This is a genomic window from Cyanobium sp. BA20m-14 (genome assembly GCF_024346295.1).
In genome coordinates, this window is the sequence record NZ_JAGQCR010000015.1 from 1 (window position 1) to 24,916 (window position 24,916).

Sequence of the window (24,916 nt, forward strand, 5' to 3'; positions counted from 1 at the left end):
AGACAGTTGGCCCCCTGTTTGGATCTGGGAATAAAGCTGGGCCGTTTTTGCTTCCCTGATCAGGTTTGCCGTTGCCGGGGTGTTGATCATGATCTCCTGGGCCAGTACCCGGCCGTTCTCGCCAGGGCCCTGGTGCTGGCGTTTGCAAAGGGTTTGGGCAAAGACCGCCACCAGGCTGGTGCTCAGTTGCACCCGGATCTGGGTTTGTTGGCTGGCTGGAAATACATCAACCATCCGGTCGACGGTTTGGGCGGCCGAGCTGGTGTGCAGGGTTGCGAAGACGAGGTGACCAGTTTCGGCGGCTGTGATGGCCAGCTGGATGGTTTCGAGGTCACGCAGTTCCCCTACCAAAATCACATCTGGATCCTCGCGAAGGGCTGCCCTCAGTGCATTTGAAAAGCTGCGGGTATCGTCGTTTACCTGGCGTTGGTGGATTATACTTTTAGCTGGCTTATAGGTGAATTCGATGGGGTCTTCAATGGTGAGAATATGCTCGGCACGTGTTTGATTAATGTGCTCCAGGATGGCGGCCAGGGTGGTAGTTTTGCCCGAGCCCGTGGGGCCTGTCACCAGGATCAGCCCCTTTGGCGTGTGGCTCATTTCCTCAACGATCGGCGGAAGCCCCAGGCTCTCGAGCGATGGCACCTTATTGGCCAGGGCCCTCAGGCAGGCGGCATAGCTGCCCCGCTGTCGATAGACGTTGACCCTGAAGCGGGCTAGGCCTTTGAGGCCATAGGCGCAATCGAGCTCCCAGGTTTGTTCCAGTTGTTTTCGCTGTGAGTTGTTCAGCAACGAAAAGATAAGCCTGTTGCAGGCTTCTTCTTCTAGGATTTCAGCCTGCATGGGCCTGAGTTGGCCATTGAACCTTCCATAGGGCGGCTGGCCGGCGCTGATGTGCAGATCGCTGCCCCCATCGGCAACCAGTTGGCCCATTAGCTCTTCGATCATTACGGCCATGGGTAGGTCAGCGAGTAGTCAGACAGTAGGGGCATTCGAGCCACTCATCGTGCAGGCCAGCGCCGCAACTTGTGCAGGTAAGGGTGCTCAATGATCGCGCCCGCCGCTCTGACTCCAGGCCGGAATCGGTCAACAACATGCGTTCAACTTCGCCCAGGGTTGTGTGGCCATCGCGCACCAGCTGGAGTCCATAGCCCAGCAGGGTTTTCATGCCGTTTTCTATGGCCATTCGCCTCAGCACATCGGTGCTTTCATGTTTGGCCACCGCAGCCGCAAGCCCGTCGGTCATGCGCAGAATCTCGTACACACCGACGCGGCCTTTGTAGCCGGCGCCGTTGCAGCTGCTGCAGCGGTTGTGATCGCTGCGGCCTTGGGTGTTTGCTTTGTAGAAGGTGACATGGGTCTCGTTGCTTCCCATTAAGCCAAATCTGGCCAGTTCCTCGGGGCTGGGTTCATAGCTGATTCGACAGGCTGGGCATACCCGGCGCACCAGGCGCTGGGAGACGATTCCGAGCAGGGAAGCACTCACCATGAAGGGTTCGACGCCCATCTCACTGAGGCGTGCGATGGCGCTGGCCGCATCGTTGCAGTGCAGGGTTGTCATCACCAGGTGGCCTGTGAGGGCCGCCTCGATAGCTGTTTTTGCCGTTTCCAGGTCGCGGGTCTCGCCAACGAGCAGCACGTCCGGGTCCTGACGCATGAAGGCGCGCAGGGCCGTACTGAAGTCAAAGCCCTTATCGCGGTTGACCTGGGTTTGGGTGATGCCAGGCAGGGTGTATTCGATTGGATCTTCAACCGTGGAGATATTTATCCCCGGATCGTTGCGCTCGGCCAGCAGTGCGTAGAGGGTCGTGGATTTGCCAGATCCAGTTGGCCCGGTGACCAGCAGCATGCCGTAGGGCTTGGAGCCCATCTCCCGCAGGGTCTGGCGGGCCTCCCCATCGGTTATCAGGGTGTCCAGGCCCAATTGGGTGGCCCCGCTGTCCAGCAGGCGCAGGCAGATCTTCTCGCCGTTGCGCCCCGGCAGGGTGCTGACGCGGAAATCCATTTTCCGACCCCTGAACATGCGCCGGATGCGGCCGTCCTGGGGCAGGCGACGCTCGGCTATGTCGAGCTCAGCCATGATCTTGATGCGGGAGGTGACCGCCGGAGTGAGGCTTTTGGGCAGGTCTTCAAACTGCTTTTGCAGCACGCCGTCGAGGCGGAAGCGCACCTCCAGGGTGTTTTCCTGGGGTTCAACGTGGATGTCACTCGCCCCGGAGGTGAGGGCTTCGATCAGGATTCGGTCCACCAGGCTGATGATTGGCGAGGCCGTGCCGCTGGCCCCCGCGGCGGCGCTGGTCTCCAGATCTTCAATCTCAGCAATCTCCTGGAGCTGGCCCGGGCCCGAGCTGGCGATCCCCAGCTCCTGGGTCAGGGATCGGGTCGCAGCAGGTGGCGAACTGGGGGGCAGCAATTGGCCTGGACGCGACGGTGTGGAGCTCATGGCGTCAGGAGGTGCGGGCTTCCGCCGCTTGTGGGAGGTGGGCCTGGAGCTTCAACATGTCTAAAACTAAAGTCTGATCTTGTCAGCCATGAACGGTGACACCTCTATGAGCGGCGACCCCTCCATGAGCGGCGACAGCTCCCTGCCAGGTGACAGCTCCCTGCCAGGAGAAAGCCCCATGCCCGCTTCGATGCCGGCTGATAGCAATCCTGGAGCCGGTGCAGACCACCCTGCCGCCTCCGCCGGGGAAAATCCGGCTTCTGAGCTGGAGGAGAAACTGGCTTCCTTAAAGGCCGAGCATGAGGCCCTCAGTGGCCAATACATGAGATTGGCCGCCGATTTTGACAATTTCCGCAAGCGCCAGAGTCGCGACAGCGACGACCTGCGCCTCCAGATCACCTGCTCCACCCTCGGTGAAATCCTGCCGGTGGTCGACAACTTCGATCGGGCTCGCCAGCAGCTCAATCCCCAGCATGAGGAAGCCCAGACCCTGCATCGCAGCTACCAGGGTCTCTACAAGCAGCTAGTGGACGTGTTCAAACAGCTGGGTGTGTCGCCGATGCGGGTCGAAGGGGAGCCCTTTGATCCCAGCCTCCATGAGGCGGTGCTGCGGGAGCCCAGCGACGCCCACCCCGAGGATGTGGTGATTGAGGAGTTGCAGCGCGGTTACCACCTCAACGGCAGGGTGCTGCGCCATGCCCTGGTAAAGGTTTCCATGGGGCCCGGCCCGGCCGATTCCGGCGAGGGCGCCCCAGCTGGCCCAGGCGCGCCTGAGGAGCACAACGGCTGATGGCCGATTACTACGACCTGCTTGGCGTTGCTCGTGATGCCGATCCCGACACTCTCAAACGGGCCTACAGGCGGCTGGCGCGCCAGTACCACCCTGACGTCAACAAGGACCCTGGTGCCGAGGACAGGTTCAAGGAGATCGGTCGGGCCTACGAGGTGCTCAGCGATCCCCAGACCCGGGGCCGCTACGACCAGTTCGGCGAGGCGGGCCTGGGCGGCGGCGGCGGTATGCCCGACATGGGCGACATGGGTGGGTTTGCCGACTTGTTTGAGACCTTTTTCAGTGGTTTTGGCGGGGCGGCTCCTGGCCAGGGCCCCCGGCGGCGAGGGCCCAACCAGGGGGACGACCTGCGCCTGGATTTCACCATCAGCTTCCAGGAAGCGGTGTTTGGCATCGAGAAGGAGGTGCAGATCCGCCATCTCGAAACCTGCGACACCTGCAAGGGCACCGGTGCCAAGCAGGGCAGTGGCCCCACCACCTGCGGAACCTGCGGCGGCTCTGGCCAGGTGCGCCGGGCTACCCGCACGCCCTTCGGTAACTTCACCCAGGTGGCGGCCTGTCCCACCTGTGAGGGCAGCGGCCAGGTAATTGCCGACCCCTGCAATGCCTGCGGCGGCCAGGGGCTGCAGCAGGTGCGTAAAAAGCTGCGGATCAACATCCCCGCCGGCGTGGATTCGGGCACCCGGCTGCGGGTGGCCAACGAGGGCAATGCTGGCCAGCGGGGCGGCCCCAGCGGCGATCTCTATGTGTTTCTGACCGTTCAGTCGGCTCCGGGCCTGCGCCGCGATGGCATCCACATCCATTCGGAGGTGACGCTGAACTACCTCCAGGCAATCCTGGGCGACACCATCGAGGTGGTTACGGTCGATGGTCATGAGCAGTTGGAAATTCCCGCCGGCACCCAGCCCGGAGCCGTGATCACCCTGCAGGGCAAGGGGGTTCCCAAGCTCGGTAATCCGGTGGCCCGAGGCAACCACCTGTTCAGCGTCAAGGTGCAGCTGCCCACCAAGCTCAATGGGGAGGAGCGGCAGTTGCTCGAACAGCTGGCCGGTCACCACACCAGCAAGGGCCAGAGGCATCCCCACAAGAGTGGTCTGTTCGGAGGCCTATTCGGTTGACAGCCGGCCCCGACCCATCGGCTCCGGCGGCCCAGCTCGACCTGCGCGGTACCCCCTGCCCGCTCAATTTCATCCGCACCAAATTGGCCCTCGAACGGCTTGGCTCCGGAGAGCTTCTCTGGGTTGATCTCGATGGGGGAGAGCCCCAGCAGCTGGTGAGCGAAGGCCTGATCAGCGCCGGCCACAGGGTTGAATGCCGGGTCCACCCCCACCAGGAGGGCGCGGTGCGCCTGCTGGTGCTGTGCCATGGCGGTTGAGCCAAAACCCCTGCGCCTGAGCGGGCTGGTGGTTTCCCTGCTCGCCAACTACTGCTGGGTGGAGTTGGACCAGCCCGGCTCCAGCGGGACCACCCGCCTGCTCTGCACCCGACGCACCCGGCTTGGCAAGAGCGGTCAGACCATCGCCGTGGGGGATCACGTCTGGCTGGAGGGTATCGACTGGCCGGCGGGCCGGGGGGCCGTGGCGGCTCTGGAGCCCCGCGACGGCCTGCTGGAGCGGCCGGCTGTGGCCAACGTGGCCCGAGTGGTGGTGGTGGTTGCCCTGGCCGAGCCCGAGCTTGACCCCCTGCAGCTCACCCGCTTCCTGCTGACGGCCGAGGCCACGGGCCGGCCGGTGCTGTTGGTGTTTTCCAAGGCCGATTTGGTGTCCCCAGCGGTCGCCGCTGACTGGTGCCGGCGGGCTGGCGCCTGGGGCTACGAGGCCTTGGCGCTGTCGATCCAGACCGGCCAGGGGCTGGAGCGGCTCAGCCAGCGGCTGCGCGAGCCGGGCATTGCCGTGTTGTGCGGCCCCTCCGGCGTCGGCAAGAGCAGCGTGCTCAACGCCCTCTGCCCGGAGCTGGGCCTGAGGGTGGCGGCGGTGTCGGGGCGGCTGCAGCGGGGGCGCCACACCACCCGCCACGTGGAGCTTTTCCAGTTGGCTCCAGGCGCCCTGATGGCAGACACACCTGGCTTTAACCGGCCAGAGCTGCCTGGCGAGGCCATCGATTTGGGCCCCCTCTTCCCTGAAATACGCAGGCGTCTGGAGGCAGGATGTTGTCGTTTTAAGAACTGCCTGCACCTGGGCGATCCAGGTTGTGCAGTCGGGGTCGACTGGGAGCGCTACCCGCTTTACAGCCAGTGCCTGGGGGATCTTGCTGGCCAGAGCGGTCGGCAGGCAGGTCGGCCCCCAGAGCGATTGGAGCGCTCTGGGGGCTCTGGGCTGGCCAGCCACCTGCGCCAGCCATCCCGGCGGCTCCAGCGCCAGCAGGTGCTGGACGGGGAGTCCTTGGGGCAAGCGGATGGCGAATCTGAAGGTGATTTGGAGCGCGATTCCGAAGGCGATTCGGAGCGCGAAAGCCAGTCCGAGTTCAGCCCCCCAGGCCTGGCAGATTGAGATTGAGTCCGCCGGTCAGCTCCTCCATGCGGCCCTTCATGGTGCCGGTAGAGAGCTCATAGGCCGATTGCAGGGCCTCCAGCACGGCCGACTCGCTGGCGGCGGCCCCTTCTGCCAGCAGCTCCGGGGCCAGTTGCACCCGCAGGGGTTGCTGGTTGCCGGAGAGCCACACGCTTGCCCGGCCGTCGGAGCTGCGGCCCTCCAGCTCCATGGCGTCGAGCTCCTCCTGCAGCTTCTGGGCGTTCTGCTGGAGTTCCTGGGCTTTCTTGAAGGCTTCGGTGAGCTGACCGAAGTTGGGGAGTCCGAAGCCAGCCATGCCCAGGGAGTTGCTTTGCGCAGGCTAGAGGCCCTTCAGCCCCCTGGCCCGAAGCCCAGTCGCTTCACCTCGGGGTGGAGTGCAATCCCGCGGCCTGTCATCACCCGGCGCTGCACCTCCTCGATCAGGGCGCTGATGTCGGCGGCCGTGGCCTGGCCCGTGTTGACGATGAAATTGGCATGGATCGGCGACACCTGGGCCTGGCCGATCTGCAGTCCCTTGAGCCCCAAGGCCTCGATCAGCTGGCCGGCCTTGTGGGGTTCTGGATTGCGAAATACGCTGCCGCAACTGGGTTGCTGGTAGGGCTGGGTGCTGGTGCGGCTGTGCAGGTTGGCACTGGTGCGGGCCGTGATTGCGGCGGGGTCGTGGCCGGCCTCCAACTGGAAGCGAGCCGAGAGCACGATCCAGGCCTCCGCCTGGAGGCGGCTGTGGCGGTAGGCAAATTCGAGGGATTCGGCAGGCAGATCAAAAGGAGCTTCGGGCCTGGTGGGATCCACCAGGCGCACCGACTTCAGCCACTCGGCCGTGCAGCCCCCCTGGGCGCCCGCATTCATCACCACGGCCCCGCCCACGGTGCCTGGGATGCCCACGGCCCACTCCAGGCCGCTGAGGCCCAGGCGGGCCGCCTTGCGGGCCAGGGTGGGGATCGGCTCGCCGGCCTTGGCCTCCACCAGGCCGGTGCTGGCATCGAGGCTGCTGCCCTGCAGGCGGCGGTTACAGAGAGTGAGGCCCGCCAGCCCGGCATCGGCGATCAGCAGATTTGAGCCTGCCCCAATGCACCGCAGGGGCATGGCCTGGGCCTGGGCCCAGGCCGCCAGCGCGACCAGCTCCGCTTGGTTGCCTGGTTCGGCGAGCCATTCGGCAGCCCCCCCCACTTTCCAGCTGGTGAAGTTGGCCAGCGCGACCCCTTGGCGTAGAGCGAGGGGCCAGCTGGGAGCCGGGGCCATCGTGCTCAGGCGGCCAGGGGAGCGTCGCTGCCAGCCGCTGGTGGGCGCTGGCAGAGCTGGTCCCAGAGGCCATTGACATCCCCGGCGCCCATGGCCAGCACCAGGTCACCCTCCCGGCTGGCAATCACGACCTGGGCCGCCAGTTCCTCGAGATTGGCGGCTACGAGCACGGGCTTGCCCGGATCCAGCTGGAGCAGGGCCGTGGCTATTGCGGCGCTGTTGATGCCCTGGATCGGCGCTTCCCCGGCGGCGTAGAGGGGGGCGATCAGCACCGAATCGGCCTCGACCAGGGCCGCAGCAAAGCCATCTAGAAACTGGGCGGTGCGGCTGTAGCGATGGGGCTGAAACACCGCCACTAGGCGCCGGGGGGGCACCGGCAAGGGGCTGCGGCCGCTGTCTACCATCAGGCGTGCCATGGCCAGGGTGGCGGCCACCTCGCTGGGGTGGTGGGCGTAGTCGTCGACCACCAGCCGCCCCTCCCAGATGCCGCGAAAATCGAAACGCCTCCCAGGGGTCTGTAGGGCGGTCATCGCCTGGGCGAGTTCGGCAAACGACACCCCCTCGAGCCGGCAGGCGGCCATCGCCGCAACCGCGTTACTGAGGTTGTGGCGGCCGGCCAGGGGCAGCTCAAACGATCCCACCACCTCGCCGTCTTCGTAGAAGTCGGCGAGGGTGCCGTCACCGCGCTGCTCCCGGGCGATGGCGGCAAAGGAAACCCCCTCGGGCGATTCGATCGACCACCAGTGGCTTGGCTGGAATTGATCCCGCAGGGTGGGGCAATCCCGGTTGGCAAGCAGCCGCTCGGCTTTGCCGGCAAACCTCTGCAGGGTGGTGATCAGGGCTTCGAGGTTGGGGTAGTGGTCGGTGTGATCCAGCTCAACGTTGGTGAGGACGGCGAGGGAGGGCTTGAATTTCACCAGGGAGCCATCGGATTCATCGGCCTCAGCGACCAGCAGGGGGCCTTTGCCATGGCGGCCATTGCTGCCGAAGGCCGGCACGATGCCCCCGATCACGGCGGTGGGGTCGTGGTTGGTGGCCGCCAGCAAGGTGGCGATCAGGCTGCTGGTAGTGGTTTTGCCGTGGCTGCCCGCCACGGCGATTGAGGGCTGGCTGTTGATCAGGGCGGCCAGCACATCGGAGCGATGGCAGATGGCCAGACCCATCCGGCGCGCCTCAGCCAGTTCCGGGTTGGTTTCCGGCACCGCTGAGCTGATCACCACCAGGGGGGAGACGGAGGTGCCGCTGCGGATTGCCGCCACGGTGGTGGCGCTCTGTTCCAGAAAGACCCGCACCCCCAGCCGGCGCAGCCGGTCCAACACTGCGTGGTCGCGGGGATCGGAACCGCTCACCGCATAGCCCCGCTCCGCCAGGATCCCTGCCAGGGCAGACATGCCGATGCCACCAACTCCGATGAAGTGCAGTGGTTGGTGGCGATCGAGCAGCGGCGGCAAGGTCAGATCCTGATCAGGGTCCGGTGGGCAAGAAATTAAACGGGCACCAGCTTCTCGACCTTTACGAGTTGCTGCGCGTTTGGCCATGGTCCATGGCCGGATTCCCTTCGGCAAGAGGGTTCGGCGACTTAATTTCTGTATGATCTGCAGCCAAAACCACCTTAGCTAGCGGCTTTTGCCGTATTCGGCCCATGACCCTGCGCGTTGCGATCAATGGATTTGGGCGAATCGGTCGTAATTTCCTGCGCTGCTGGCTGAGCCGCGGGGCCAACACCGGCATCGAGCTGGTGGGTCTCAACGGCTCCGGTGACACCACCACCAATGCCCACCTGCTCAAGTACGACACGATGCTGGGCCCCCTGCGGGGCGTCGATGTCACCACCACCGACAACGCCATCTTCGTCAACGGCAAGGAGATCAAGGTCTTCTATGACCGCAACCCCGCCAACCTTCCCTGGAAGGAGTGGGGTGTGGATTTGGTGATTGAGTCCACCGGCGTCTTCAACGACGATGTCGGCGCCAGTAAGCACTTCGAAGCCGGTGCCAAAAAGGTGATTCTCACCGCACCCGGAAAGGGGGCAAAAGTCGGCACCTTCGTGGTTGGAGTTAACGCCGACCAATACCGCCACGAAGACTGGGACATCCTCAGCAACGCCAGCTGCACCACCAACTGCATGGCTCCGGTGATCAAGGTGCTGGATCAGGAGTTCGGCATCGTCAAGGGCACGATGACCACCACCCACAGCTACACCGGTGACCAGCGCATTCTCGATGCAGCCCACCGCGATCTGCGCCGTGCACGGGCCGCGGCGGTCAACATCGTGCCCACCAGCACTGGGGCTGCCCAGGCGGTGGCGTTGGTCTATCCGCCGATGAAGGGCAAGCTGAGCGGCATCGCCATGCGCGTGCCCACCCCGAATGTGTCGGTGGTTGACATGGTGCTCGATATCAGCCGCGACACCACCAAGGAGGAGGTAAACGCCTTGCTCAAGGCCTCATCAGAAAATGGCATGAAGGGCATCATCAAGTACTGCGACTTGCCCCTGGTGTCCAGCGACCATGCCGGCACCGATGAATCGGCGATCATCGACTCCGAGCTCACCCTGGTCATGGGCGGCAACATGTTGAAGGTTATCGCCTGGTACGACAACGAGTGGGGCTATAGCCAGCGGGTGGTCGATCTGGCCGAGATCGTGGCCCAGAAGTGGCAGTGAGATCAGGCCCAATTTGATCTGTGCGGGCCGTCCTTCGGGGCGGCTTTTTGCTGCGGATTGATTTGTTTGCCGTTTCCATAGCTGCTTCTCGAGATGCTGGCTCACAAGGGAGCCGGATCCATCGCAGACCATCCAGCTCCTTGCGAGGGGTGATTAAGGCCACGCCGGCCAATGGCTTGGCAATCGACAGCCTGGCCCTCGATCGGCTGGAGACCTTCTTCGAGCCCCCGCGCTCAATGAGCGGGAGCGTCAGGGCCTGATCAAGGCGTTTGAATACCGTTCTGAGCTGGGCTGGAACACGCTGAGGGATCTGCTGCTGACGCAGGGCAACGCCGGCCTGATCGGCTCGCGCGACACGCTGCGCCTGGCCTTCCGGATGGGGCTGATGGACGATGGCGAGGGCTGGCTGGCGATGGTTCAGGACCGCAATCTCACCAGCCACACCTACAACCGCAGCACCGCCGCCGGCGAGGAAGGGGATGGCTGAGCCTCCCGCTGCCATGGCTGTGATCCCCGGCCTGCCGCCGGAGGCCTCGGCCCGGCTGCTGGCGGTGTTGAGCGCCGAGCTCGCCGTGCATGAGGTGTGGCTCTACGGCTCCCGTGCCATGAGTGCCGGGCCTGCGCCACGACGACCGCCTCTGCTGATGGGGGCTCTCGATGACCTGCTGCTGCCCTGGAGCATCGACCTCTCGCTGTTGCACGAGCTGCCCGAACCCTTGCGGCAGCACGTGGCGCGGGTGGGGCGGCGGCTGGTGGTGCCTGGAAACTCCTACGCCCCCTGAAGCAGGGCTGTCGCCCTCGTCGCTCAGGCGTGGGGCTGGAGGTTGTCTGCGCCTTCGATCACCCGGGCTGAAACGATTCGGTCGTCGACACTGAGCTCCTCGAGCACGTCCATCCCTTCCACCACATAGCCGAACACCGCGTTGCGTCCATCCACCAGGTTGAGGCCGGCGGGGGTGAGCTCCGGCTCATACAGGAAGAAGAAGAACTGGGACGATCCGTCGTCGAGGTTCTCGTCGGAGTGGGCCCAGCCCAGGGTGCCGTAGGTGGCGAAGGGCAGCACCGGTTCCGCCTTGTAACGGCCGACGTCCTCGAAGGTCTGGTTGTAGATCGGCTCGGCATCATCGGTGATGCGGATCTCCAGCGGCACGTGCCGTTCCACGCCGCTCTTCGGATCCACATAGCCCATGGCCTCGCCCTTTGGATCGCCGCTCTGGAGTATGTAGAAGTCTTCGGCCCGGGTGAAGGGAAGGCCGTCATAGAACTTGCGCTGCACCAGATCCACGAATGCGCCGCCCGTGAGCGGGGCGTTGTAACCGTCGATCACGGCGATAAGGTCGCCCTTGCTGGTGCTGATGGCCACGGTGGCCCGGCCCAGCAGCCTCGGTAGGGCGTCGAACTCAGCTGGGATTAAGAATGGGAAGGGCCCCACTAACCGGGCCTCGGCGCTGCCGATGGTCGCCAGGGCGGCCCGACGGGTTGCCAGGAAGGCATCCCGATCCTGGGCTTCGGCGGCCGTGGCCACCTCGCGCAGTTGCTGCTCGAGCCGGTCGAGCAGTTCGGCGGCCGTGGCCTGATCCTCGGAGTCGAAGCGCTTAAGGATGGCGTCCCGTTGGGTCGTCAGCAGCGCCTGGCTGCGGGTCACCGATCCCGCCAGGGGTTTCCAGCGCTTGGCCCGCAGGTCGTCGCTGGTGGATTCCAGCCGGTGCTGCAGATCCTGCAGCTGGGGCGCGTCGATCGGCAGGGAGTTGCGCAGGATCGCCTCGGGATCCTTCACGGCGTTGCCCTGGGGCAGGGCCGCCCAGGCGACGGGGGCAAATAGCAGCGCCCCCAGGAAGGCCGCCAGGAGCTTCAGCCCGTACCCGGAGCCGGTTTGCAACGATCTCCTGGCCATCGAGACGCCCCTGACTGAGCGGACTCTGGCATAGGCGCCTAGCAGCGGAATGGCTCTGGGCGCCCCACGTACAATCCACCCGTTCTGAACTGCCGGAATGATCTCCAGCAATGACTTTCGAACTGGCACTTCAATTGAGCTGGATGGCCAGGTCTGGAGGGTCGTTGAGTTCCTGCACGTCAAGCCGGGCAAGGGCTCGGCCTTCGTGCGCACCAAGCTGAAGGCTGTGCAGAGCGGCAGCCTGGTGGAGAAGACCTTCCGGGCCGGCGAGATGCTGCCCCAGGCCGTGCTTGAAAAGAGCACCCTCCAGCACACCTACATGGAGGGCGATGACTTCGTTTTCATGGACATGGGCAGCTACGAGGAGACCCGCCTCACCGCCAAGCAGATCGGCGAGAGTCGCAAGTACCTCAAGGAGGGCATGGAGGTGAACGTGGTGGCCTGGAACGGCAAGCCCCTGGAAGTGGAGTTGCCCAACTCGGTGGTGCTGGAAATCACCCAGACCGATCCCGGCGTCAAGGGCGACACCGCCACCGGCGGCACCAAGCCCGCCATCGTTGAAACCGGTGCCCAGGTGATGGTGCCCCTGTTCCTCTCGATCGGCGAGAAGATCAAGATTGATACGCGCACCGACAGCTACCTCGGGCGGGAGAACTGAGCGCCATGCAGCTAAGCCACGACCAGCTTCAAAAGTTGCTGACTCTCCTGGGAGACAGCGACATCCAGGAGTTGAAGCTCGAAGGGGACGACTTTCGGCTCGAGGTGCGGCGCAACCTGCCAGCTGCGGCTCCGGCGGCGGTGTTCCAGCCCGCTGCGGCTCCCCCCCAGGCCATCCCGATGCCTGCGGCCGCCCCCCTGCCGGTCACCCCCTCGGCGCCGCCCCCTGCCGCCGTTGGCAGCCGCAGCGATCTGCATGAGGTCACGGCCCCGATGGTGGCCACCTTCTACCGTTCATCGGCTCCTGGTGAGGGGGCCTTCGTCGAGGTGGGCTCCCGCATCAGGGTCGGCCAGGTGGTGTGCATCCTCGAGGCGATGAAGTTGATGAACGAGCTTGAAGCCGAGGTGGCCGGGGAAGTGGTGGAGATTTTGGTGGAAAACGGCACGCCGGTGGAATTCGGCCAGGTGCTGATGCGGGTTCGGCCTGCCTGATAGGCCAATCCACATTCCCAGCCCAGATTCCTAGCCTGAAATCCTTAGCCCAGATCCCTGGCAGTCAGCAGGGCTGCAGCCATGCTGGTGGCCCGCGCCCGCCCCTGGCCGGCGATGCCAAACCCGGTGCCGTGATCTGGTGAGGTTCTCAGGAAGGGCAGGCCGAGGGTGGTGTTTACGGCGGCATCGAAGGCCAGCAATTTGACCGGGATCAACCCCTGGTCGTGATACAGGGCCAGGTAGCCATCGGGGCCCCGCTCCCCGCCGGCCCAGGCCGCCGCCGCGCTCAGCCAGCAGCTATCCGGAGGCAGGGGGCCCTCCAGGCGCACCTGCGGATGCTGCTGGCGCCAGGTGTCTAGCGCCGCCTCCAGCCAGCAGACCTCCTCCTGGCCCAGCTGGCCCGCCTCGCCCGCATGGGGATTGAGCCCAGCCACCACCAGGTGGGGGGCCGGGGCGAATCGTTGGCAGAAGGCCAGCAGCCGATCCAGCTTGCGCCGCACCAGCTCCCCATTGAGTTGGCGAGGCACGGCGGCGAGGGGGATGTGGGTTGTGGCCAGCAGGGTGTTCAGGCGCCAGTGGCCTGCGGGAGCTAGGGCCGTGAACAGCATCGACGCCTCCACCACGCCGGCCAGTTCGGCCAGTCGCTCGGTTTGGCCGGGGTAGGGGTGGCCGGCAGCATGCCAGCTGGCCTTGGCAATCGGGGCGGTGACCAGGGCCTGGCAGCGGCCGCTCCGCACCTGTTCCCAGGCGGCGGTGAGCCAGGCGAAGCTCGACTCACCGCAGGCCGGGCTGCTGACGCCTACCTGGCAGGGGGCGGCCAGGGGCAGGTCGAGCACCTCCAGCTCGGCGGGGTCCCGCAGGGGCGGGCCGGGTTGGTGGCGCAGCTGCTCGTAGCTCTCTTCCAGCCAACGGCGACAGCCCACCAGGAGGGGGCTTTCATGGCGCCATTGGGGGCTCGCCAGGGCCTTGAGTGTCACTTCGGCGCCGATGCCGGCCGGATCCCCCAGGGCGATGGCCAGGCGCGGCGGGTTGGAGTTGGATGGGGACTGGCTGGTGGTGGAGGAACCCATGCTGCGCTGGTTGTTGCTGGGGGGTCTGGTGCTGGGCTTGGCAACGGGAATTAATAAGGGCTGGATCGAGCTGCGCTGGGGGCGCCTGCTCGGCGACCTGGGCCTGCCCTACGTGGCCGATCCGGCCGATCTCAAGGACTGTCCACCGGCCAGCTCCTCTGCCAGGCAGGCCCTATAGCCCTCCCGATAGCTGGGGTACCGCAGGTCATAGCCAAGGGTGGTGCGCAGCAGCTGGTTGCTGGCCCGCCGGTTTTCAGACCAGAAGCTGCGGGCCATGGCACCCATGCTGGCCTCAATGGCGGCGTACTGCTCCACCAATGGCAGTTTGAGCCCCAGCAGGTGGGCTGCGTAGCCAAGGGTTTCACTCGATGGGCAGGGACAGTCATCGGTCAGGTTGAGCACGGTTGGACGTCGCCCGCTGGGCAGGGCCAGGCAGTGCAGCAGGCAGCCAACGACGTCGTCCACATGTACCCGGGAGAACACCTGGCCGGGCTTGTGGATCAAGCGGCTCTTGCCGGCCCGCAGGGACGCAAAGGGGGAGCGGCCTGGCCCGTAGATCGCCGGCAAGCGGAAGATCTCTACGGGTAAGCCGCTGGCCAGCCAGGCCTGTTCGGCAGCCAGGCGGGCCTGGCTGCGGCCGGCCCGGGGGGCGGGGGGGGCAGTTTCATCCACCCAGGCCCCACCGGTGTCGCCATAGACGCCGGTGGTGGAGAGGTAGCCCAGCCACTGCAGGGGGAGCTGCCGCAGGAGCGGGCCCAGCAGCTCCAGGCTCGGCTCGGCCCTGCCCTGGGCGGGAGGCACGCTCACCAGCACGTCCGTGATGCCGGCAAGGGCTTCGGCGGCGGGCACCAGGGCAGGTTCGCTGGCGCTGTCGAACTGCAGCCAGCCCAGGTCTTGGTCTGCACCCTCCCCCTGCCTGGGCCGGCGGCTGGTGAGCCGCACCGCCAGGCCCCGCTGGCGGGCAGCGCGGGCCAGGCGCAGGCCGGTGTAGCCAGCGCCGATGACCAGCAGCTGGCGCCCCGACTTGACAAGCGGCCCGTTCATGAGTACACCTGTATCAGTTCTCCGCAGCTATGGCGATGGCGGTCCCAGCACCACTCTCTTCACCACTCTCCACCAGGCCCGAAACAGGCCGTTCCAGGCCATTGAAATCCGCCAGGCATCTTTCCGCCCACGGGGGGCAGGGGGCCGGGGGCCTGGCCGTGCTGCTGTTGCTGCTGGCCGTGCTGGTCGCCCCTGAGCGCCCCCAGGTTCAGGAGGCCATCTGCCAGCGCCACAACGGCGTGGAGGCCTGCCGGGTCTGGTGAGCTTCCGCTTCCTCCAGGGCTCCGCCTGGATGGACCCACTGCAGCAGGCGCAAGGCCAGGCGCAGATCGCCATCGCACCAGGCCCGGATCGCCATCGCCCGCCGGGGGTCGTAGAAGGGTTGGCGGCGATACCACTCAAAGGCGTTGGCATCACCCTTGTGGCCGTTGCAGGACAGGCAGGCAGGTACGCAGTTTTCGGTGACGCTCAGGCCCCCCCGGCTCTGGGGATGGACGTGGTCAATCGATTCAGAGGGTTCGCCGCAGTAGACGCAACGTTGATCGGTGACGAGGTGAAGGGATTGGCGCCAGCGTCTGACGCGCAACTTGGGACATAGATCTTCTAAGAAAACCCCATCCCTGGCCTGCATCAGAGCGCCCCAGTTGGCGGAAGTGTGCCTTCATCGCCTGGGGTGTCAATGTGTCGAGGATTGCACTTCAGCGGATGCGTTGCCTGTTGCGCCTGGGAGCGACGGGTCAGATCGAGGTGGTCAGCCCCTACGACGCGGTTACCCAGGCCCAGTTGCGGGCGATTCGGCCCCGGGGCTCCTGGTCGGGGCGGCGGCGCTGCTGGTGTTTTCCCCTGGAGGCTGCAGCGGCGCTGCGGCAGGCCCTGGCGGGTCGCTTCCCGCTGGAGCCCGAGCTGGCCCGTTGGCTGGCCTGGATGGAGCAACCCCTGCCGCCCCTGCCACCCCACCGACAGCTGGTGGCGGCGGCCCAGCTGGGTGAGCCCTTGCTGGATGGGCGCTGTCTGTTTGCCCACCAACGAGCCGCGGTGCGCTGGCTGCTGGCGCGGCGCGGCGCGGTGCTGGCCGACGCCATGGGGCTGGGCAAGACCCTCACCGCCCTGGTCGCCGCCAGGGCCCTGGTGCGGCTGGCCGATTGCCGTATCCTGGTGATTGCCCCTGTCGGCCTGCATGGCCACTGGCAGAGCGAAGCGGCTGCCCTGGGCCTGCAGCTCGAGCTGCACAGCTGGGCCCGGCTGCCCCCGTCCCTGCCGCCGGCCGGCACCGTGTTGATCGCCGATGAGGCCCATTTCGCCCAGAACGGCCAGACCCGGCGCAGCCAGGGCCTGTTGCGGCTGGCCCGCCATCCCCGGCTCAGGGCCATCTGGCTGCTCACGGGCACGCCGATGAAAAATGGTCGCCCGGCCCAGTTGTTCCCGCTCCTGGCCGCCATCGGCCATCCCCTGGCCCGGGACCAACGGGCCTTTGAGGAGTACTTCTGCCAGGGCCACTGGCGTGAGCAGGCGGGGCGGCGGCTTTGGCAGGCCAGTGGGGCCAGCCATTTGGAGGAGCTGCAGCGGCTGGTGCGGCCCCTGGTGCTGCATCGCCGCAAGCAGGATTGTCTCGACCTGCCCCCCAAGCGGCGGCAGTTGTGGCCCGTGGAGCTCGCTGGCGCCCAGGCCCGCGGTTTTCAGCACCGCCTCCAGAGCAAGGTTGACGATTACCGCCGCCGGGCGGCCCGCGGCGAGGTGCGCCGGGATGGGGAGGTGTTGGCGGTGCTGACGGCCCTGCGGCAGATCGGCTCCGACTACAAATTGCCCGCCACCAGGGAGCTGGTGGCGGGGCTGCTCAGCCAGGGCGAGGCGGTGGTGGTGTTCACCGCCTTTGTGGCCACTGCCCAGTTATTGCATCGCAGTTTTGCCGCCAGTTGCCTGCTCACCGGGGCCCTGCCCCCGGCGCAGCGCCAGGGGCAGGTGGATGCTTTTCAGCGGGGCGAGCAACCCCTGCTGATTGCCACCTATGGCACCGGCGGGCTGGGGTTCACCCTGCATCGGGCCCGCCATGTGGTGCTGGTTGAGCGGCCCTGGACCCCGGGCGATGTGGAACAGGCGGAAGACCGCTGCCACCGCATCGGCATGGGCGCCTGTCTCACCTGCCACTGGCTGCAACTGGGGGTGGCCGATCAGTTGGTCGATGGGCTGATCGCCAGCAAGGCCGAGAGGATCGCCCTGCTTTTGGAGCGCCGCAACCTGCCGGCCATGGTGCGGGATCTGCTGGCTCGCTGGTGATGGCTCAGGATTTGCCTCGGCGGCAGAGCTCCTGACGCAGCTTCAGATCGTTGCGTAGTTGGGGATCCAGGCTGTTTGCCGGGATCTGCCGGGCTAGGGAGGAGGCCTTGGCTATGTCGGCGCACGCGGCAGCCTCATTGCCGGCCAGGCTGTGGAGCAGATAGCGGTCGTTGAGCGGGCTGGGGTTGGCCGGGAAGGCCGCCACTACGGCATCGCAGTGGCTGATGTGTTCGGGCAACTTGTCCAGCGTTATGTTTTGGAGGCATTCATGGCTGCGCAGTTGCTGGCCCGGCAGCGGCTCCTCTGAGCAACCTGCCAGCAGCATGAGCAGGGCCCCGGTGAGCAGGGCCCCAGCGGTCGCCACGGAACCCGGCAGCCAGCCATGGGGAGATCTATGGACTGACTTTCTTATTGGCGGCACTGCTGCTGCCCGCCTCTGGTTTGGCTTCAGGTTTTGAGAACAGGTCACCGAGATAGCGGCCGCAGTCTGGATAGACACTGGGGTTCTGGACGACGGCTTCGGTGATCATCACCGCAGCGTGTTCCGGAGAGGTTTTAAACAGCTTGTCGCTCTGGCGCTTGATGACGGCATAGGCCGCATCCCAGCTCACCTGGTGGCTGTTGCCGTTGTTGCGCATGAAGCAATAGATCTGTGCCCCCTTCCCGCCCGCGCTGGGAGTGCTCTCTGGCGTTTGGGCCTGGCTGGGCAGGCTCGCTAGTGGTAGGCATGCCGTGGCAACCAGGGCGATCCGCAGCATGCCCTGGCGCAGTCGCGGCGATGGCGGCAAAGGGAGGCTCGGGGCCATGGCTAGGGAGGTGTCAACGGATAGGGCCCACCGTATCGATTCAGCTGGCCTTGGCCAGGCCCGGTTTCTGTGCTGTTATCGGCATCACTGCTCGTCTAGCGATGGCCCCCGAGTCGGTTTCCTTCCGCATCAGCCGCAACGCCGAGGATCTGGCCCACACCGTCCATGCCCTTTCCCAGCGCCTGGTGAAGCTGGAGCAGCGTTTGGCCGGTCTGGAACTGCAGCTGGATCGGCGGCTGGATTCCGATCCCCAGGAGATCGCCAGCCTCGCCAATGTGGAGAGATTGGTGCTCGACTGCCGGGCCCTGCTTGAGATGCAGGAGGATCCGGACGAGCAATCCGCTCCGCTGGCAGCGGCGGCCTGAGCGCGGGGGCTGGTCACCGGTGGCAGAATGGTAAGAAAGCGGCCATGGCCTATCCCACGCAGTCCCATTCCGGTTTGCAGCACGGCTCAGCCAACCGTTGCCCCCAAATTGGCGGGGTGTCCGCTGCTTCCCCTTCCCGTAACTCTTTCCCCTCCAACAGCGGCGAGGGCGATCACCAGCTAGAGAAGTTGGAGTTTGCCCTGGCAGTTGCCCTCACCCGGGGAGATCTGCAGAGGTCCCAAACCCTGCGCGATCAGATAGCGGCCTTGGGGGGCAATCTCGAAGAGCCGGGCACCTGAGCGGGGGGCCTCGATGGCCCCCATTCCTTCAGTTCCATATGGTTGAGATGACAGCGATCTTTTCTAGCCAAGTGCCAATTGCGGCCCCAGAACAAACTGCTTCGGCCCCGAAGCCAGCAGCCAGAGCTGGGGCCTCCGAGTTAGACGGGCGACGGGATCAGCTCACCAATTTGATCCATACCAACACCAGCCAAGCCCAGCTAGCTGCCGAACGGGGAGATGTGGCTGCAGCAGCCCGCCTGATTCTCGCTGCATTGGATGGGGAACGCCGGATGGCGGCGACCAATCCCCAGGTGCTGCAATTGATCAGGCCGCGGGCCTGAGCCAGAAATCAAGGGGCGGGCCGCGCGCCACATGCAGGTGGGTTTGCAGGAGCTGGATAGTCCAAACGCCACTGTCAGGATTTTGTACAGCCCGTACAGAACTCAGGACTCCGCAACTCCTTTGCCTTGGGCCCTAGCTACGCCAGCCCAGGCCGTGCTGATTTTCAATTTCTATGAGTCGGGCGGCAATCTGGTTGTTGAGGGAGCTGGATCGTTGAACTTGCCGTCGAGTTCTTTATATACTTTCAGCTGTACTGGGATGTTAGCCCTTGACAACGTATTTTACCGGTCTAAGTTCCAATGTTAACGCTTATGGGATCACTGGGCCGATAACCCTTGGCGCGGGCATGGTGTCAACTACCGTTTCCTCATCAAGCAACAGCGGCATAGGGTTGGGCTTATCATATCGCGGTTGAGTATTCGGAATTGATCCCTCATACGTTTCAGGTACTACCATTAACAGCAGCTCCACCTCCACCTTCAGCGGTATAACACTCGCATCCTTGGGTATGCCTGCTTCCGGAGCCCTGGGCCCTTGGACGCTGCTGGACCCAGGTAACCCCTCCTACATAAGTGACACCATTTCAGTCCAAGTCAATGCCAGTTCCAGTGGGAGCCTCGCAAACGTTTCCGGCCCACTACCCCTGCTTGGCCTAGGAGCTGCCTTCGGCTTCACTCGTCGTCTGCGCCGGCGTGTGTGCCTTCGCTCCAAGACTAGCCAGCCCTCCTGACACAGCCCAGCCCACCAGCTTTTAGGGAAGACGCCGGCAATAGGCCGTCACGCAGGCAGTCTGGATAGGTGATTAATTCTGGTCACTCCACCTCGGCGTTTCTTTGAAAATTGCTGGCCAAGGTGTGCAGCCTGGCAAATCCAGCTGCAAGCCGCTCGAATCTGCCGGTTTTGCCGCCTGTGGGGTGTTCTCCTTGGATTACGTCTGCGTTCCCGCAATCGCGCTCCAAGTCATCACCGTAGGGCGGTAGAAGAAGGAGTTGGGGAGATGCTGGGAGGTGTCCGGTGGTGCCCCACCGAGCAGAAAGGTCTGGCACTGGTAAATCAGGCTGGCCCCTTGAACTGCATTGAGCGCAATTGTCCGACGACAATCTGGTTGAGGGGTCGCGCCAAACAGGTTGACCGCTCTGGAGGGGTTCAGCTGAATCCGGTTGCCATGCGCAGGGCACCGGGCCATGCCTGCTCCTCTCAACGTTCAACAGATTGCGCTGTACATGTCCAAACGACGAGCCGGCAGCCGCCAGGAGGTGGCTGCCGCTGCGGCGGGCATTTCGGTGAGCAGTGCTCACCGGATTGATTCAGGCCGCCTGCAACCCAAAGCCGCTAAACCCCGTGGACGGCGGCGTCCAGACCCGTTGGCCGAGGTCTGGGATCCGCTGCTACTCCCGCTGCTGGAACGCCATCCGGCCCTGACGCCGACCACCCTGCTGGAACACCTGCAGGAGCAAAAACCAGATCAGGACTGGAGTTCACTCAAACGCACTCTGCAGCGGCGGGTGCAGCATTGGAAGGCGTTGCATGGCCCGGCGCCTGAGGTGATGTTCCCGCTGGCGTATCAACCCGGCGAGATCGGCTTCTGCGATTTCACCAAGGTCAAGCGGGTGGAGATCACCCTGCGGGGCGAACCGTTTGAGCACCTGCTGTTTCACTACCGGCTGGCCTGGAGCGGCTGGGCTTATGGGCAGGTGATCCATGGCGGCGAGAGCTTTGTCGCCCTCTCAGAAGGGCTGCAGAACGCCCTGGCCGCCTGCGGCGGTGTGCCCAAAGAGCTGCGCACCGATCGGCTCTCAGCTGCCAGCCGCAACCGCGATGGCAGCTACGCCCTCGACATCACCCCTCGCTACCAGGCGCTTTGCAGCCACTACGGCCTTTCCCCCAGCCGCAACAACCGCGGCGTGGCCCATGAGAACGGCATCGTCGAGGCACCCCATGGCCATGTCAAACGGCGGCTGGAGCAGAAGCTGATCCTGCGCGGCAGCTGTGATTTCGAGGAACCCGCCGAATACAGCGAACTGCTGGCCGAGGTGTTCAGTGCCCTCAATGCCCCGCGCCAGCGGCGCCACGAGCAGGAACTCGAACGGTTGGCACCACTGCCCGCTTTTCGCTTTGCCGACTACGAGCTGCTCACGGTGCGGGTGCGGAGCACCAGCACGATCGAGGTGCGGCAGGTGATCTATTCGGTGCCGCCGAGCCTGATTGGCCGTCAGGTGGCGGTGCGGCTGCACCATGACCGGCTGATCGTGTATCTGGGCAGCGACTGGGTTTGCCAGTTGCCTCGCGCCTATGGCAGCGGCAGCCATGGCCCGAGGGCCTGGTGCATCGATCTGGAGCACCTGATCGATGGCCTGCGCGCCAAGCCCAGGGCCCTGCTCCATTGCCGCTACCAGCGTCAACTCTTCCCTGATCAGCGCTGGTGGAACTTCTGGCAGCAGCTCCTGGCTGGCGGTGACCGCGATGGCGCGGCCCGGCTCATGGCCGAGGCCCTGTATGTGGCGGTGCGGGTGGCGTCCTTTGAGCTGGTCCTCACTTTCCTGCAGCAGGCGCAGAACCGCAAAACCCTGTCCCTGTCTGGCTTGCAGCAGCGCTTCCGGGTACCGCCGCGCCGCAGTGCCTTCTCCGATCCCGTTATTTCCCAACACCTACTGGCCTCCTATGACCACCTCCTCCCCGGTGCCCCGCTCAGCTGCGGTGGAAGCGGCCCTGCCGCTGCTGCTCAAGCAGCTGAAACTCGCCCGCTTTCGCAGCCACTGGCAACCGCTCTCCCAGCAGGCTGAGGCCGAGGGCTGGAGCCCGGGTCAGTTTCTCTACGCCTTGTGCGAGCAGGAGGTCGACCACCGCCTGATCGCCCGACGCCAACGGCTGCTGCGGGATGCCCATCTCCCTTGGCAGAAGGGTCTTGATGGTTTTGATCACCAGCATCTCGAGCCCAAGCACTGGCAGGAGCTGCAGGTGCTTTCCCGCAGCCACAACTGGCTGCTGCAGGCCGAGAACCTGCTGTTGTTTGGCCCCAGCGGCGTTGGCAAAACCCACCTGGCCATTGCCATCACGATGGCAATGATCGAGCAGGACCAGGCCTGCCGCTTCTTCTCCGCCACGGCCCTGGTGCAGCTGCTGCAGAAGGCCAAGGCCAGCTTTGAGTTGCCGGCCCTTATCCAGAAGTTGGATCGCTACGCCCTGCTGGTGATCGACGACATCAGCTACGTGCGCCGCAGCGAGCTGGAGACCTCGGTGCTGTTTGAGCTGATCTGCCACCGCTACGAGCGCAAATCCCTGCTGGTGACCTCCAACCAGCCGTTCCGGGAGTGGGACGAGATCTTCCCGAGTGGATCGATGACCGTGGCAGCGGTGGACCGGCTGGTGCACCACTGTCACATCGTTGGCATCAAAGGCGAGAGCTACAGGCAAAAAGCAGCAGCTGCAAGGGTTTCCAGCGATCAGATAGACCCACCTACGTAATTGACGCGGACGTCAGGGCCGTCACGATCAACGACACCAACGCTGCAGCCAAGAAGAAACAAGGCGGCGACACGAAAACTGCGCCACCAGCCTTGAGATTGACGCCGGAACTACAACTTGATTGACGCGACGCGACAGCCCTGGTCACGATCACGATCCCAACTGCAATCTCAGGAATCAGCAGAGCCCAAAACAAACTCTGCTACCGGTCAACCAGATTGACGCCACCCATCAACCTGATTGACACGGGACACTCGGCGCTGGCCGGATCAGTTGCGTCCAGGTCGGGCCAGGTGCTCAGCAGCTTGATCAGATGCAGTAGTCGCTCGAGATCGAGCAGCCGCGAGTAACCGTGGCGTTGCAGCTTGCGCTCACGGTTGGTGGCTGAGCGGATGCACCTATCCAGCCCGGCCAGTTCGGCCTGCAGCACCGGCGTCAGCTCGCCGTGATGGGTAGGCACCACAGCGCAGATCGCCGCAAACCCCTCCGCTCGGCATGGCCCGAAATGGGGATCAGCAAGAGCAGCGGCCATCTCCTGAATCACTGGCACCGGCACGGCTCGCTGGCGCCGGCTGTTCCATTCCAGCGAGGTAGGCAGGTCGGTGTAGAGCCACCAGCCGATCCACTCCACTGGCGCAGGCAGCGGCAATGCCTGGGTGATCGCCAGGCGCCAGGGGCGGCGGGCATGGGTGGCATCAACAATCACCGGAATGCCCGCAGCCACGGCCTCTTGAATGCGCTGATGCAGCCGCTGCTGGATATCGCCCCAGGGGCCCTGCACTGCTGTATCACCAAATACCTCAGCGCGGATTACATCGGTGGAGAGCACCAGCGCCGGCGGTTCACCGGGGCCAGTGAGCAGGGGCGCCAGGGCCTTGGCGAGGGTGGTTTTGCCGCTGGCGGGCTGGCCGATCAGCAGGTGGCAGCGCAACGGGGCCATCGCGGCAGAGGCAACAGGGGCTTCCACTCTTTCGCACGAAAAAGGGCATCGCCAGCCTCCGGAGCGTTGACGCTGCATTCAGCAACACGGTCTGCCTCCCTTGGCCCACTCCTGCAGCAGCAGCGCCCTCTCCGCGCCACGGCGAGCTGAGAACTCATACGCCCCGCCCACACCCCTGCAGGACCTACACATCCTTGACTTCCTTGAGCTGGCTGGCTCCCAGGCAAAAGCAGGGGCGGCCCTGGCGCTGCACCAATCGACGGTGTGCCGCAGCCTGCAGTTGATGCAGCAGCAGTTCCAGTTGCTGCCGCGCCGGGGGGCACCCGTTTGCCGCCACGGCCAGAACGCCTGCCTGGGGTATCTGCGGCTGGCCTACCGGGAGCACCGGCTGATGGCTGGCCTGATCCGGCTGGGTACAGACCTGCTGCACCAAAGCCTCTTGCACGGGATGTCGGGCGTGCAGCTGGTGCCGCCCCGCTTTCGCAGCGCTGAGCACTGGGCTGAGCTGGTGAGTCATGGCCTACTCGATGGCGCAATCGTTAGCTCCTTCTGCCTGGAGCAGCAGGTACTCCCAGGAAAGGCGCCCAAATGGGAGGGGCTAACCGCCATGCCCCTGGGTCAGCTGGCCTTGCAGCTGGTGGCAAGGACGCCCACCACTAAGCGGGTGTTGCTGCCGCGCCGCAGTGCATTGCCGCTGCTGCATCAGGCCTTGGAGTGGCACGGCCTTGGGGTGGAGCAGCAACCAGAGGCCTGCCAGGAAGCCGCTGGCTGGCTCAAGCGGGCCCGCGACCGTGAGCTAGCGATGCCGGTCTGCGCTGACTTGCTTGGGGCTGGCTGGCTCAAGGCCAATGGTCTGGCGCCGCTGGCAGCGCAGCCACCGATGATCGAGCAGCTATGGCTGCTGCTGCCCCGCAGTGCGGCGCACAGCAAGGCAGCACGGCTTTGTCTGCGGCAGCTGAGGGTGCGGGTCAGCAAGGCACGAGCCATGCAGGATCTGCATTAAATGCCAGTGCTGATAAGCGTTTCGGAGGTAACGAGTTGACTGGCATTTGCAGCAAAACAGCGCAGACTGTGGTGATAGCGAGCTGTATCCACGGCACACAATTCTGGTTTTTCGCCGCTCCCTGATGCCAGAAGCCGTCCTCGCCCCCGGAGCACGCATCGAGTGCCGTAGTGCTGAGTGGCTGGTACGCAGCTTGGGCCGCAGCTCTGACGGCCAGCAGGTGGTGGATGTGGTGGGGGTGTCTCCTTTTCTGCGCGAGAAAGAAGCCCGCTTTTTGGTGGCGGTGGAACAGGCGGCCGGCAGCTTCAAGGTGCTGCAGCCAGAGGAAACGGCCCTGGTGGCCGACCCCTCACCGCAGTACCGCGACAGCCTGCTTTTCCTTGAGGCGCATCTGCGCCGCACCGTGCCCACCGATGCCGCACTGGCAGTGGGGCATATGGCAGCTATGGATGCGCTTCCTTACCAGCTGCAGCCAGCAGCCAAAGCCCTGGCGATGCCGCGGGCACGGCTGCTAATCGCTGATGCGGTGGGCCTGGGCAAAACCCTTGAGTGCGGCATCCTCTGCAGCGAAATGATTCGCCGCGGGCGTGGCAAGCGGATCCTGGTTGTTACCAGCAAAAGCATGCTGGTGCA

At 65.1% G+C, this 24,916-nt stretch carries 30 protein-coding genes and 1 pseudogene; 19 read left to right on the forward strand and 12 right to left on the reverse strand.

Going from position 1 to position 24,916, the window contains the following annotated elements; genetic code table 11:
• Both KBZ07_RS02710 and KBZ07_RS02715 read right to left on the reverse strand, forming a co-directional pair.
• On the reverse strand, positions 1-957 hold a 957-nt coding region (locus tag KBZ07_RS02710), incomplete at its 3' end, for a type IV pilus twitching motility protein PilT (protein ID WP_254930168.1).
• Positions 958-964: 7 nt separating this feature from the next.
• Positions 965-2,443 carry a GspE/PulE family protein gene (locus tag KBZ07_RS02715; protein WP_254930169.1) on the reverse strand — a complete coding sequence of 493 codons (1,479 nt, stop codon included), beginning with the start codon at positions 2,441-2,443 and terminating at the stop codon, positions 965-967.
• An 88-nt stretch (positions 2,444-2,531) separates the two neighbouring features.
• Here KBZ07_RS02715 and grpE point away from each other — a divergent pair, with 88 nt between their 5' ends.
• Genes grpE through rsgA form a run of 4 tightly spaced genes read left to right on the forward strand, consistent with a single transcriptional unit; the run spans position 2,532 to position 5,722 of the window.
• The gene (gene grpE / locus KBZ07_RS02720; RefSeq protein ID WP_254930170.1) at positions 2,532-3,233 is read left to right on the forward strand and encodes a nucleotide exchange factor GrpE; all 702 of its coding nucleotides are present in this window, start codon (positions 2,532-2,534) and stop codon (positions 3,231-3,233) included.
• The gene (gene dnaJ / locus KBZ07_RS02725) at positions 3,233-4,351 is read left to right on the forward strand and encodes a molecular chaperone DnaJ (protein ID WP_254930171.1); all 1,119 of its coding nucleotides are present in this window, start codon (positions 3,233-3,235) and stop codon (positions 4,349-4,351) included. Before grpE ends, dnaJ begins: the two co-directional genes overlap by 1 nt.
• A complete protein-coding gene (locus KBZ07_RS02730; protein ID WP_197152702.1) occupies positions 4,348-4,608 on the forward strand; it encodes a sulfurtransferase TusA family protein in 261 nt (86 codons plus the stop codon). The genes dnaJ and KBZ07_RS02730 overlap by 4 nt, the downstream gene beginning before the upstream one ends.
• Positions 4,598-5,722, forward strand: coding sequence for a ribosome small subunit-dependent GTPase A (rsgA, locus tag KBZ07_RS02735; RefSeq protein WP_254930172.1), 1,125 nt, complete (start codon positions 4,598-4,600; stop codon positions 5,720-5,722). Before KBZ07_RS02730 ends, rsgA begins: the two co-directional genes overlap by 11 nt.
• Here the strand turns inward: rsgA and KBZ07_RS02740 are convergent.
• The 3 genes from KBZ07_RS02740 to murC are packed head-to-tail and all read right to left on the reverse strand — an operon-like array spanning position 5,697 to position 8,436.
• Positions 5,697-6,038 carry a YbaB/EbfC family nucleoid-associated protein gene (locus tag KBZ07_RS02740; RefSeq protein ID WP_254930173.1) on the reverse strand — a complete coding sequence of 114 codons (342 nt, stop codon included), beginning with the start codon at positions 6,036-6,038 and terminating at the stop codon, positions 5,697-5,699. The genes rsgA and KBZ07_RS02740 overlap by 26 nt on opposite strands.
• A 35-nt stretch (positions 6,039-6,073) precedes the next feature.
• Positions 6,074-6,985, reverse strand: a complete 912-nt coding sequence (gene murB / locus KBZ07_RS02745; RefSeq protein ID WP_254930174.1) for a UDP-N-acetylmuramate dehydrogenase — start codon at positions 6,983-6,985, stop codon at positions 6,074-6,076.
• 5 nt (positions 6,986-6,990) lie between these two features.
• Positions 6,991-8,436, reverse strand: coding sequence for a UDP-N-acetylmuramate--L-alanine ligase (gene murC, locus KBZ07_RS02750; RefSeq protein WP_254930175.1), 1,446 nt, complete (start codon positions 8,434-8,436; stop codon positions 6,991-6,993).
• A 191-nt stretch (positions 8,437-8,627) separates the two neighbouring features.
• Here murC and gap point away from each other — a divergent pair, with 191 nt between their 5' ends.
• The 3 genes from gap to KBZ07_RS02765 all read left to right on the forward strand — a co-directional run bounded on the left by gap (position 8,628) and on the right by KBZ07_RS02765 (position 10,432).
• A complete protein-coding gene (gap, locus tag KBZ07_RS02755) occupies positions 8,628-9,650 on the forward strand; it encodes a type I glyceraldehyde-3-phosphate dehydrogenase (RefSeq protein WP_254930176.1) in 1,023 nt (340 codons plus the stop codon).
• A gap of 286 nt (positions 9,651-9,936) precedes the next feature.
• Positions 9,937-10,137: a nucleotidyltransferase substrate binding protein gene (locus KBZ07_RS02760; protein ID WP_254930195.1), complete on the forward strand. Its 201-nt coding sequence runs from the start codon at positions 9,937-9,939 to the stop codon at positions 10,135-10,137.
• A 13-nt stretch (positions 10,138-10,150) separates the two neighbouring features.
• Complete coding sequence (locus tag KBZ07_RS02765) at positions 10,151-10,432, forward strand: nucleotidyltransferase domain-containing protein (protein ID WP_254930177.1); 282 nt, start codon at positions 10,151-10,153, stop codon at positions 10,430-10,432.
• A 23-nt stretch (positions 10,433-10,455) separates the two neighbouring features.
• Here the strand turns inward: KBZ07_RS02765 and KBZ07_RS02770 are convergent, their stop codons facing one another.
• Positions 10,456-11,544: a peptidylprolyl isomerase gene (locus tag KBZ07_RS02770; RefSeq protein ID WP_254930178.1), complete on the reverse strand. Its 1,089-nt coding sequence runs from the start codon at positions 11,542-11,544 to the stop codon at positions 10,456-10,458.
• A 97-nt stretch (positions 11,545-11,641) separates the two neighbouring features.
• Between KBZ07_RS02770 and efp the strand changes: the two genes are divergently transcribed.
• On the forward strand, positions 11,642-12,202 hold the full coding sequence (gene efp, locus KBZ07_RS02775; RefSeq protein WP_254930179.1) for an elongation factor P: 561 nt from the start codon (positions 11,642-11,644) through the stop codon (positions 12,200-12,202).
• 5 nt (positions 12,203-12,207) lie between these two features.
• The gene (gene accB / locus KBZ07_RS02780; protein WP_254930180.1) at positions 12,208-12,693 is read left to right on the forward strand and encodes an acetyl-CoA carboxylase biotin carboxyl carrier protein; all 486 of its coding nucleotides are present in this window, start codon (positions 12,208-12,210) and stop codon (positions 12,691-12,693) included.
• Between the two features lie 44 nt (positions 12,694-12,737).
• Here the strand turns inward: accB and pdxA are convergent, their stop codons facing one another.
• Positions 12,738-13,763 (reverse strand): 4-hydroxythreonine-4-phosphate dehydrogenase PdxA, encoded by a 1,026-nt coding sequence (gene pdxA, locus KBZ07_RS02785; protein WP_254930181.1) that lies wholly within the window; start codon positions 13,761-13,763, stop codon positions 12,738-12,740.
• Here pdxA and KBZ07_RS02790 point away from each other — a divergent pair.
• Positions 13,747-13,941, forward strand: coding sequence for a hypothetical protein (locus KBZ07_RS02790; RefSeq protein ID WP_254930182.1), 195 nt, complete (start codon positions 13,747-13,749; stop codon positions 13,939-13,941). The two genes, pdxA and KBZ07_RS02790, sit on opposite strands and share 17 nt — an antisense overlap.
• Here the strand turns inward: KBZ07_RS02790 and KBZ07_RS02795 are convergent.
• On the reverse strand, positions 13,872-14,807 hold the full coding sequence (locus KBZ07_RS02795; RefSeq protein ID WP_254930183.1) for an SDR family oxidoreductase: 936 nt from the start codon (positions 14,805-14,807) through the stop codon (positions 13,872-13,874). The two genes, KBZ07_RS02790 and KBZ07_RS02795, sit on opposite strands and share 70 nt — an antisense overlap.
• Positions 14,808-14,908: 101 nt before the next feature.
• Here KBZ07_RS02795 and KBZ07_RS02800 point away from each other — a divergent pair, with 101 nt between their 5' ends.
• Positions 14,909-15,070 (forward strand): hypothetical protein, encoded by a 162-nt coding sequence (locus KBZ07_RS02800; protein ID WP_254930184.1) that lies wholly within the window; start codon positions 14,909-14,911, stop codon positions 15,068-15,070.
• Here KBZ07_RS02800 and KBZ07_RS02805 read toward each other — a convergent pair.
• The gene (locus tag KBZ07_RS02805) at positions 15,016-15,438 is read right to left on the reverse strand and encodes an HNH endonuclease (RefSeq protein WP_254930185.1); all 423 of its coding nucleotides are present in this window, start codon (positions 15,436-15,438) and stop codon (positions 15,016-15,018) included. The genes KBZ07_RS02800 and KBZ07_RS02805 overlap by 55 nt on opposite strands.
• A gap of 74 nt (positions 15,439-15,512) precedes the next feature.
• Between KBZ07_RS02805 and KBZ07_RS02810 the strand changes: the two genes are divergently transcribed.
• Positions 15,513-17,081: a DEAD/DEAH box helicase gene (locus tag KBZ07_RS02810; protein WP_254930186.1), complete on the forward strand. Its 1,569-nt coding sequence runs from the start codon at positions 15,513-15,515 to the stop codon at positions 17,079-17,081.
• A gap of 4 nt (positions 17,082-17,085) precedes the next feature.
• Here the strand turns inward: KBZ07_RS02810 and KBZ07_RS02815 are convergent, their stop codons facing one another.
• Together KBZ07_RS02815 and KBZ07_RS02820 are read right to left on the reverse strand one after the other, a co-directional pair.
• Entirely contained in the window at positions 17,086-17,445 is a 360-nt protein-coding gene (locus KBZ07_RS02815) for a hypothetical protein (RefSeq protein ID WP_254930187.1), read from the reverse strand.
• A gap of 28 nt (positions 17,446-17,473) precedes the next feature.
• A complete protein-coding gene (locus tag KBZ07_RS02820) occupies positions 17,474-17,887 on the reverse strand; it encodes a DUF6554 family protein (RefSeq protein WP_254930188.1) in 414 nt (137 codons plus the stop codon).
• Between the two features lie 101 nt (positions 17,888-17,988).
• On the opposite strand from KBZ07_RS02820, the gene KBZ07_RS02825 reads away from it, so the two are divergent.
• The 5 genes from KBZ07_RS02825 to istB all read left to right on the forward strand — a co-directional run bounded on the left by KBZ07_RS02825 (position 17,989) and on the right by istB (position 22,340).
• Entirely contained in the window at positions 17,989-18,252 is a 264-nt protein-coding gene (locus tag KBZ07_RS02825; RefSeq protein WP_254930189.1) for a hypothetical protein, read from the forward strand.
• A 44-nt stretch (positions 18,253-18,296) separates the two neighbouring features.
• The gene (locus tag KBZ07_RS02830) at positions 18,297-18,551 is read left to right on the forward strand and encodes a hypothetical protein (protein ID WP_254930190.1); all 255 of its coding nucleotides are present in this window, start codon (positions 18,297-18,299) and stop codon (positions 18,549-18,551) included.
• 170 nt (positions 18,552-18,721) lie between these two features.
• Positions 18,722-18,874, forward strand: coding sequence for a hypothetical protein (locus tag KBZ07_RS02835; protein WP_254930191.1), 153 nt, complete (start codon positions 18,722-18,724; stop codon positions 18,872-18,874).
• A gap of 1,224 nt (positions 18,875-20,098) precedes the next feature.
• Complete coding sequence (gene istA / locus KBZ07_RS02840; protein ID WP_254930192.1) at positions 20,099-21,658, forward strand: IS21 family transposase; 1,560 nt, start codon at positions 20,099-20,101, stop codon at positions 21,656-21,658.
• The gene (gene istB / locus KBZ07_RS02845; RefSeq protein WP_315860134.1) at positions 21,573-22,340 is read left to right on the forward strand and encodes an IS21-like element helper ATPase IstB; all 768 of its coding nucleotides are present in this window, start codon (positions 21,573-21,575) and stop codon (positions 22,338-22,340) included. Before istA ends, istB begins: the two co-directional genes overlap by 86 nt.
• Positions 22,341-22,542: 202 nt before the next feature.
• Here the strand turns inward: istB and KBZ07_RS02850 are convergent, their stop codons facing one another.
• Positions 22,543-23,280 (reverse strand): ATP-binding protein, encoded by a 738-nt coding sequence (locus KBZ07_RS02850; protein ID WP_254930193.1) that lies wholly within the window; start codon positions 23,278-23,280, stop codon positions 22,543-22,545.
• A 100-nt stretch (positions 23,281-23,380) separates the two neighbouring features.
• Here KBZ07_RS02850 and KBZ07_RS02855 point away from each other — a divergent pair, with 100 nt between their 5' ends.
• Together KBZ07_RS02855 and KBZ07_RS02860 are read left to right on the forward strand one after the other, a co-directional pair.
• Entirely contained in the window at positions 23,381-24,283 is a 903-nt protein-coding gene (locus KBZ07_RS02855) for a hypothetical protein (RefSeq protein ID WP_254930194.1), read from the forward strand.
• A 124-nt stretch (positions 24,284-24,407) separates the two neighbouring features.
• Positions 24,408-24,916 (forward strand): annotated as a pseudogene (locus tag KBZ07_RS02860) (ATP-dependent helicase); the annotation flags it as partial.

What these genes read in the sequence shown, in the direction of transcription:
- KBZ07_RS02770 (WP_254930178.1), bottom strand. Translation starts at nt 11,544, where the DNA reads ATGGCCAGGAGATCGTTGCAAACCGGCTCCGGGTACGGGCTGAAGCTC.
- dnaJ (WP_254930171.1), top strand. Translation starts at nt 3,233, where the DNA reads ATGGCCGATTACTACGACCTGCTTGGCGTTGCTCGTGATGCCGATCCC.
- murB (WP_254930174.1), bottom strand. Translation starts at nt 6,985, where the DNA reads ATGGCCCCGGCTCCCAGCTGGCCCCTCGCTCTACGCCAAGGGGTCGCG.
- istA (WP_254930192.1), top strand. Translation starts at nt 20,099, where the DNA reads ATGTCCAAACGACGAGCCGGCAGCCGCCAGGAGGTGGCTGCCGCTGCG.
- KBZ07_RS02805 (WP_254930185.1), bottom strand. Translation starts at nt 15,438, where the DNA reads ATGCAGGCCAGGGATGGGGTTTTCTTAGAAGATCTATGTCCCAAGTTG.
- efp (WP_254930179.1), top strand. Translation starts at nt 11,642, where the DNA reads ATGATCTCCAGCAATGACTTTCGAACTGGCACTTCAATTGAGCTGGAT.
- KBZ07_RS02820 (WP_254930188.1), bottom strand. Translation starts at nt 17,887, where the DNA reads ATGGCCCCGAGCCTCCCTTTGCCGCCATCGCCGCGACTGCGCCAGGGC.
- grpE (WP_254930170.1), top strand. Translation starts at nt 2,532, where the DNA reads ATGAACGGTGACACCTCTATGAGCGGCGACCCCTCCATGAGCGGCGAC.
- KBZ07_RS02765 (WP_254930177.1), top strand. Translation starts at nt 10,151, where the DNA reads ATGGCTGTGATCCCCGGCCTGCCGCCGGAGGCCTCGGCCCGGCTGCTG.
- KBZ07_RS02810 (WP_254930186.1), top strand. Translation starts at nt 15,513, where the DNA reads ATGCGTTGCCTGTTGCGCCTGGGAGCGACGGGTCAGATCGAGGTGGTC.
- accB (WP_254930180.1), top strand. Translation starts at nt 12,208, where the DNA reads ATGCAGCTAAGCCACGACCAGCTTCAAAAGTTGCTGACTCTCCTGGGA.
- pdxA (WP_254930181.1), bottom strand. Translation starts at nt 13,763, where the DNA reads ATGGGTTCCTCCACCACCAGCCAGTCCCCATCCAACTCCAACCCGCCG.
- KBZ07_RS02740 (WP_254930173.1), bottom strand. Translation starts at nt 6,038, where the DNA reads ATGGCTGGCTTCGGACTCCCCAACTTCGGTCAGCTCACCGAAGCCTTC.
- KBZ07_RS02825 (WP_254930189.1), top strand. Translation starts at nt 17,989, where the DNA reads ATGGCCCCCGAGTCGGTTTCCTTCCGCATCAGCCGCAACGCCGAGGAT.
- KBZ07_RS02715 (WP_254930169.1), bottom strand. Translation starts at nt 2,443, where the DNA reads ATGAGCTCCACACCGTCGCGTCCAGGCCAATTGCTGCCCCCCAGTTCG.
- KBZ07_RS02795 (WP_254930183.1), bottom strand. Translation starts at nt 14,807, where the DNA reads ATGAACGGGCCGCTTGTCAAGTCGGGGCGCCAGCTGCTGGTCATCGGC.
- KBZ07_RS02830 (WP_254930190.1), top strand. Translation starts at nt 18,297, where the DNA reads ATGGCCTATCCCACGCAGTCCCATTCCGGTTTGCAGCACGGCTCAGCC.
- gap (WP_254930176.1), top strand. Translation starts at nt 8,628, where the DNA reads ATGACCCTGCGCGTTGCGATCAATGGATTTGGGCGAATCGGTCGTAAT.
- rsgA (WP_254930172.1), top strand. Translation starts at nt 4,598, where the DNA reads ATGGCGGTTGAGCCAAAACCCCTGCGCCTGAGCGGGCTGGTGGTTTCC.
- KBZ07_RS02850 (WP_254930193.1), bottom strand. Translation starts at nt 23,280, where the DNA reads ATGGCCCCGTTGCGCTGCCACCTGCTGATCGGCCAGCCCGCCAGCGGC.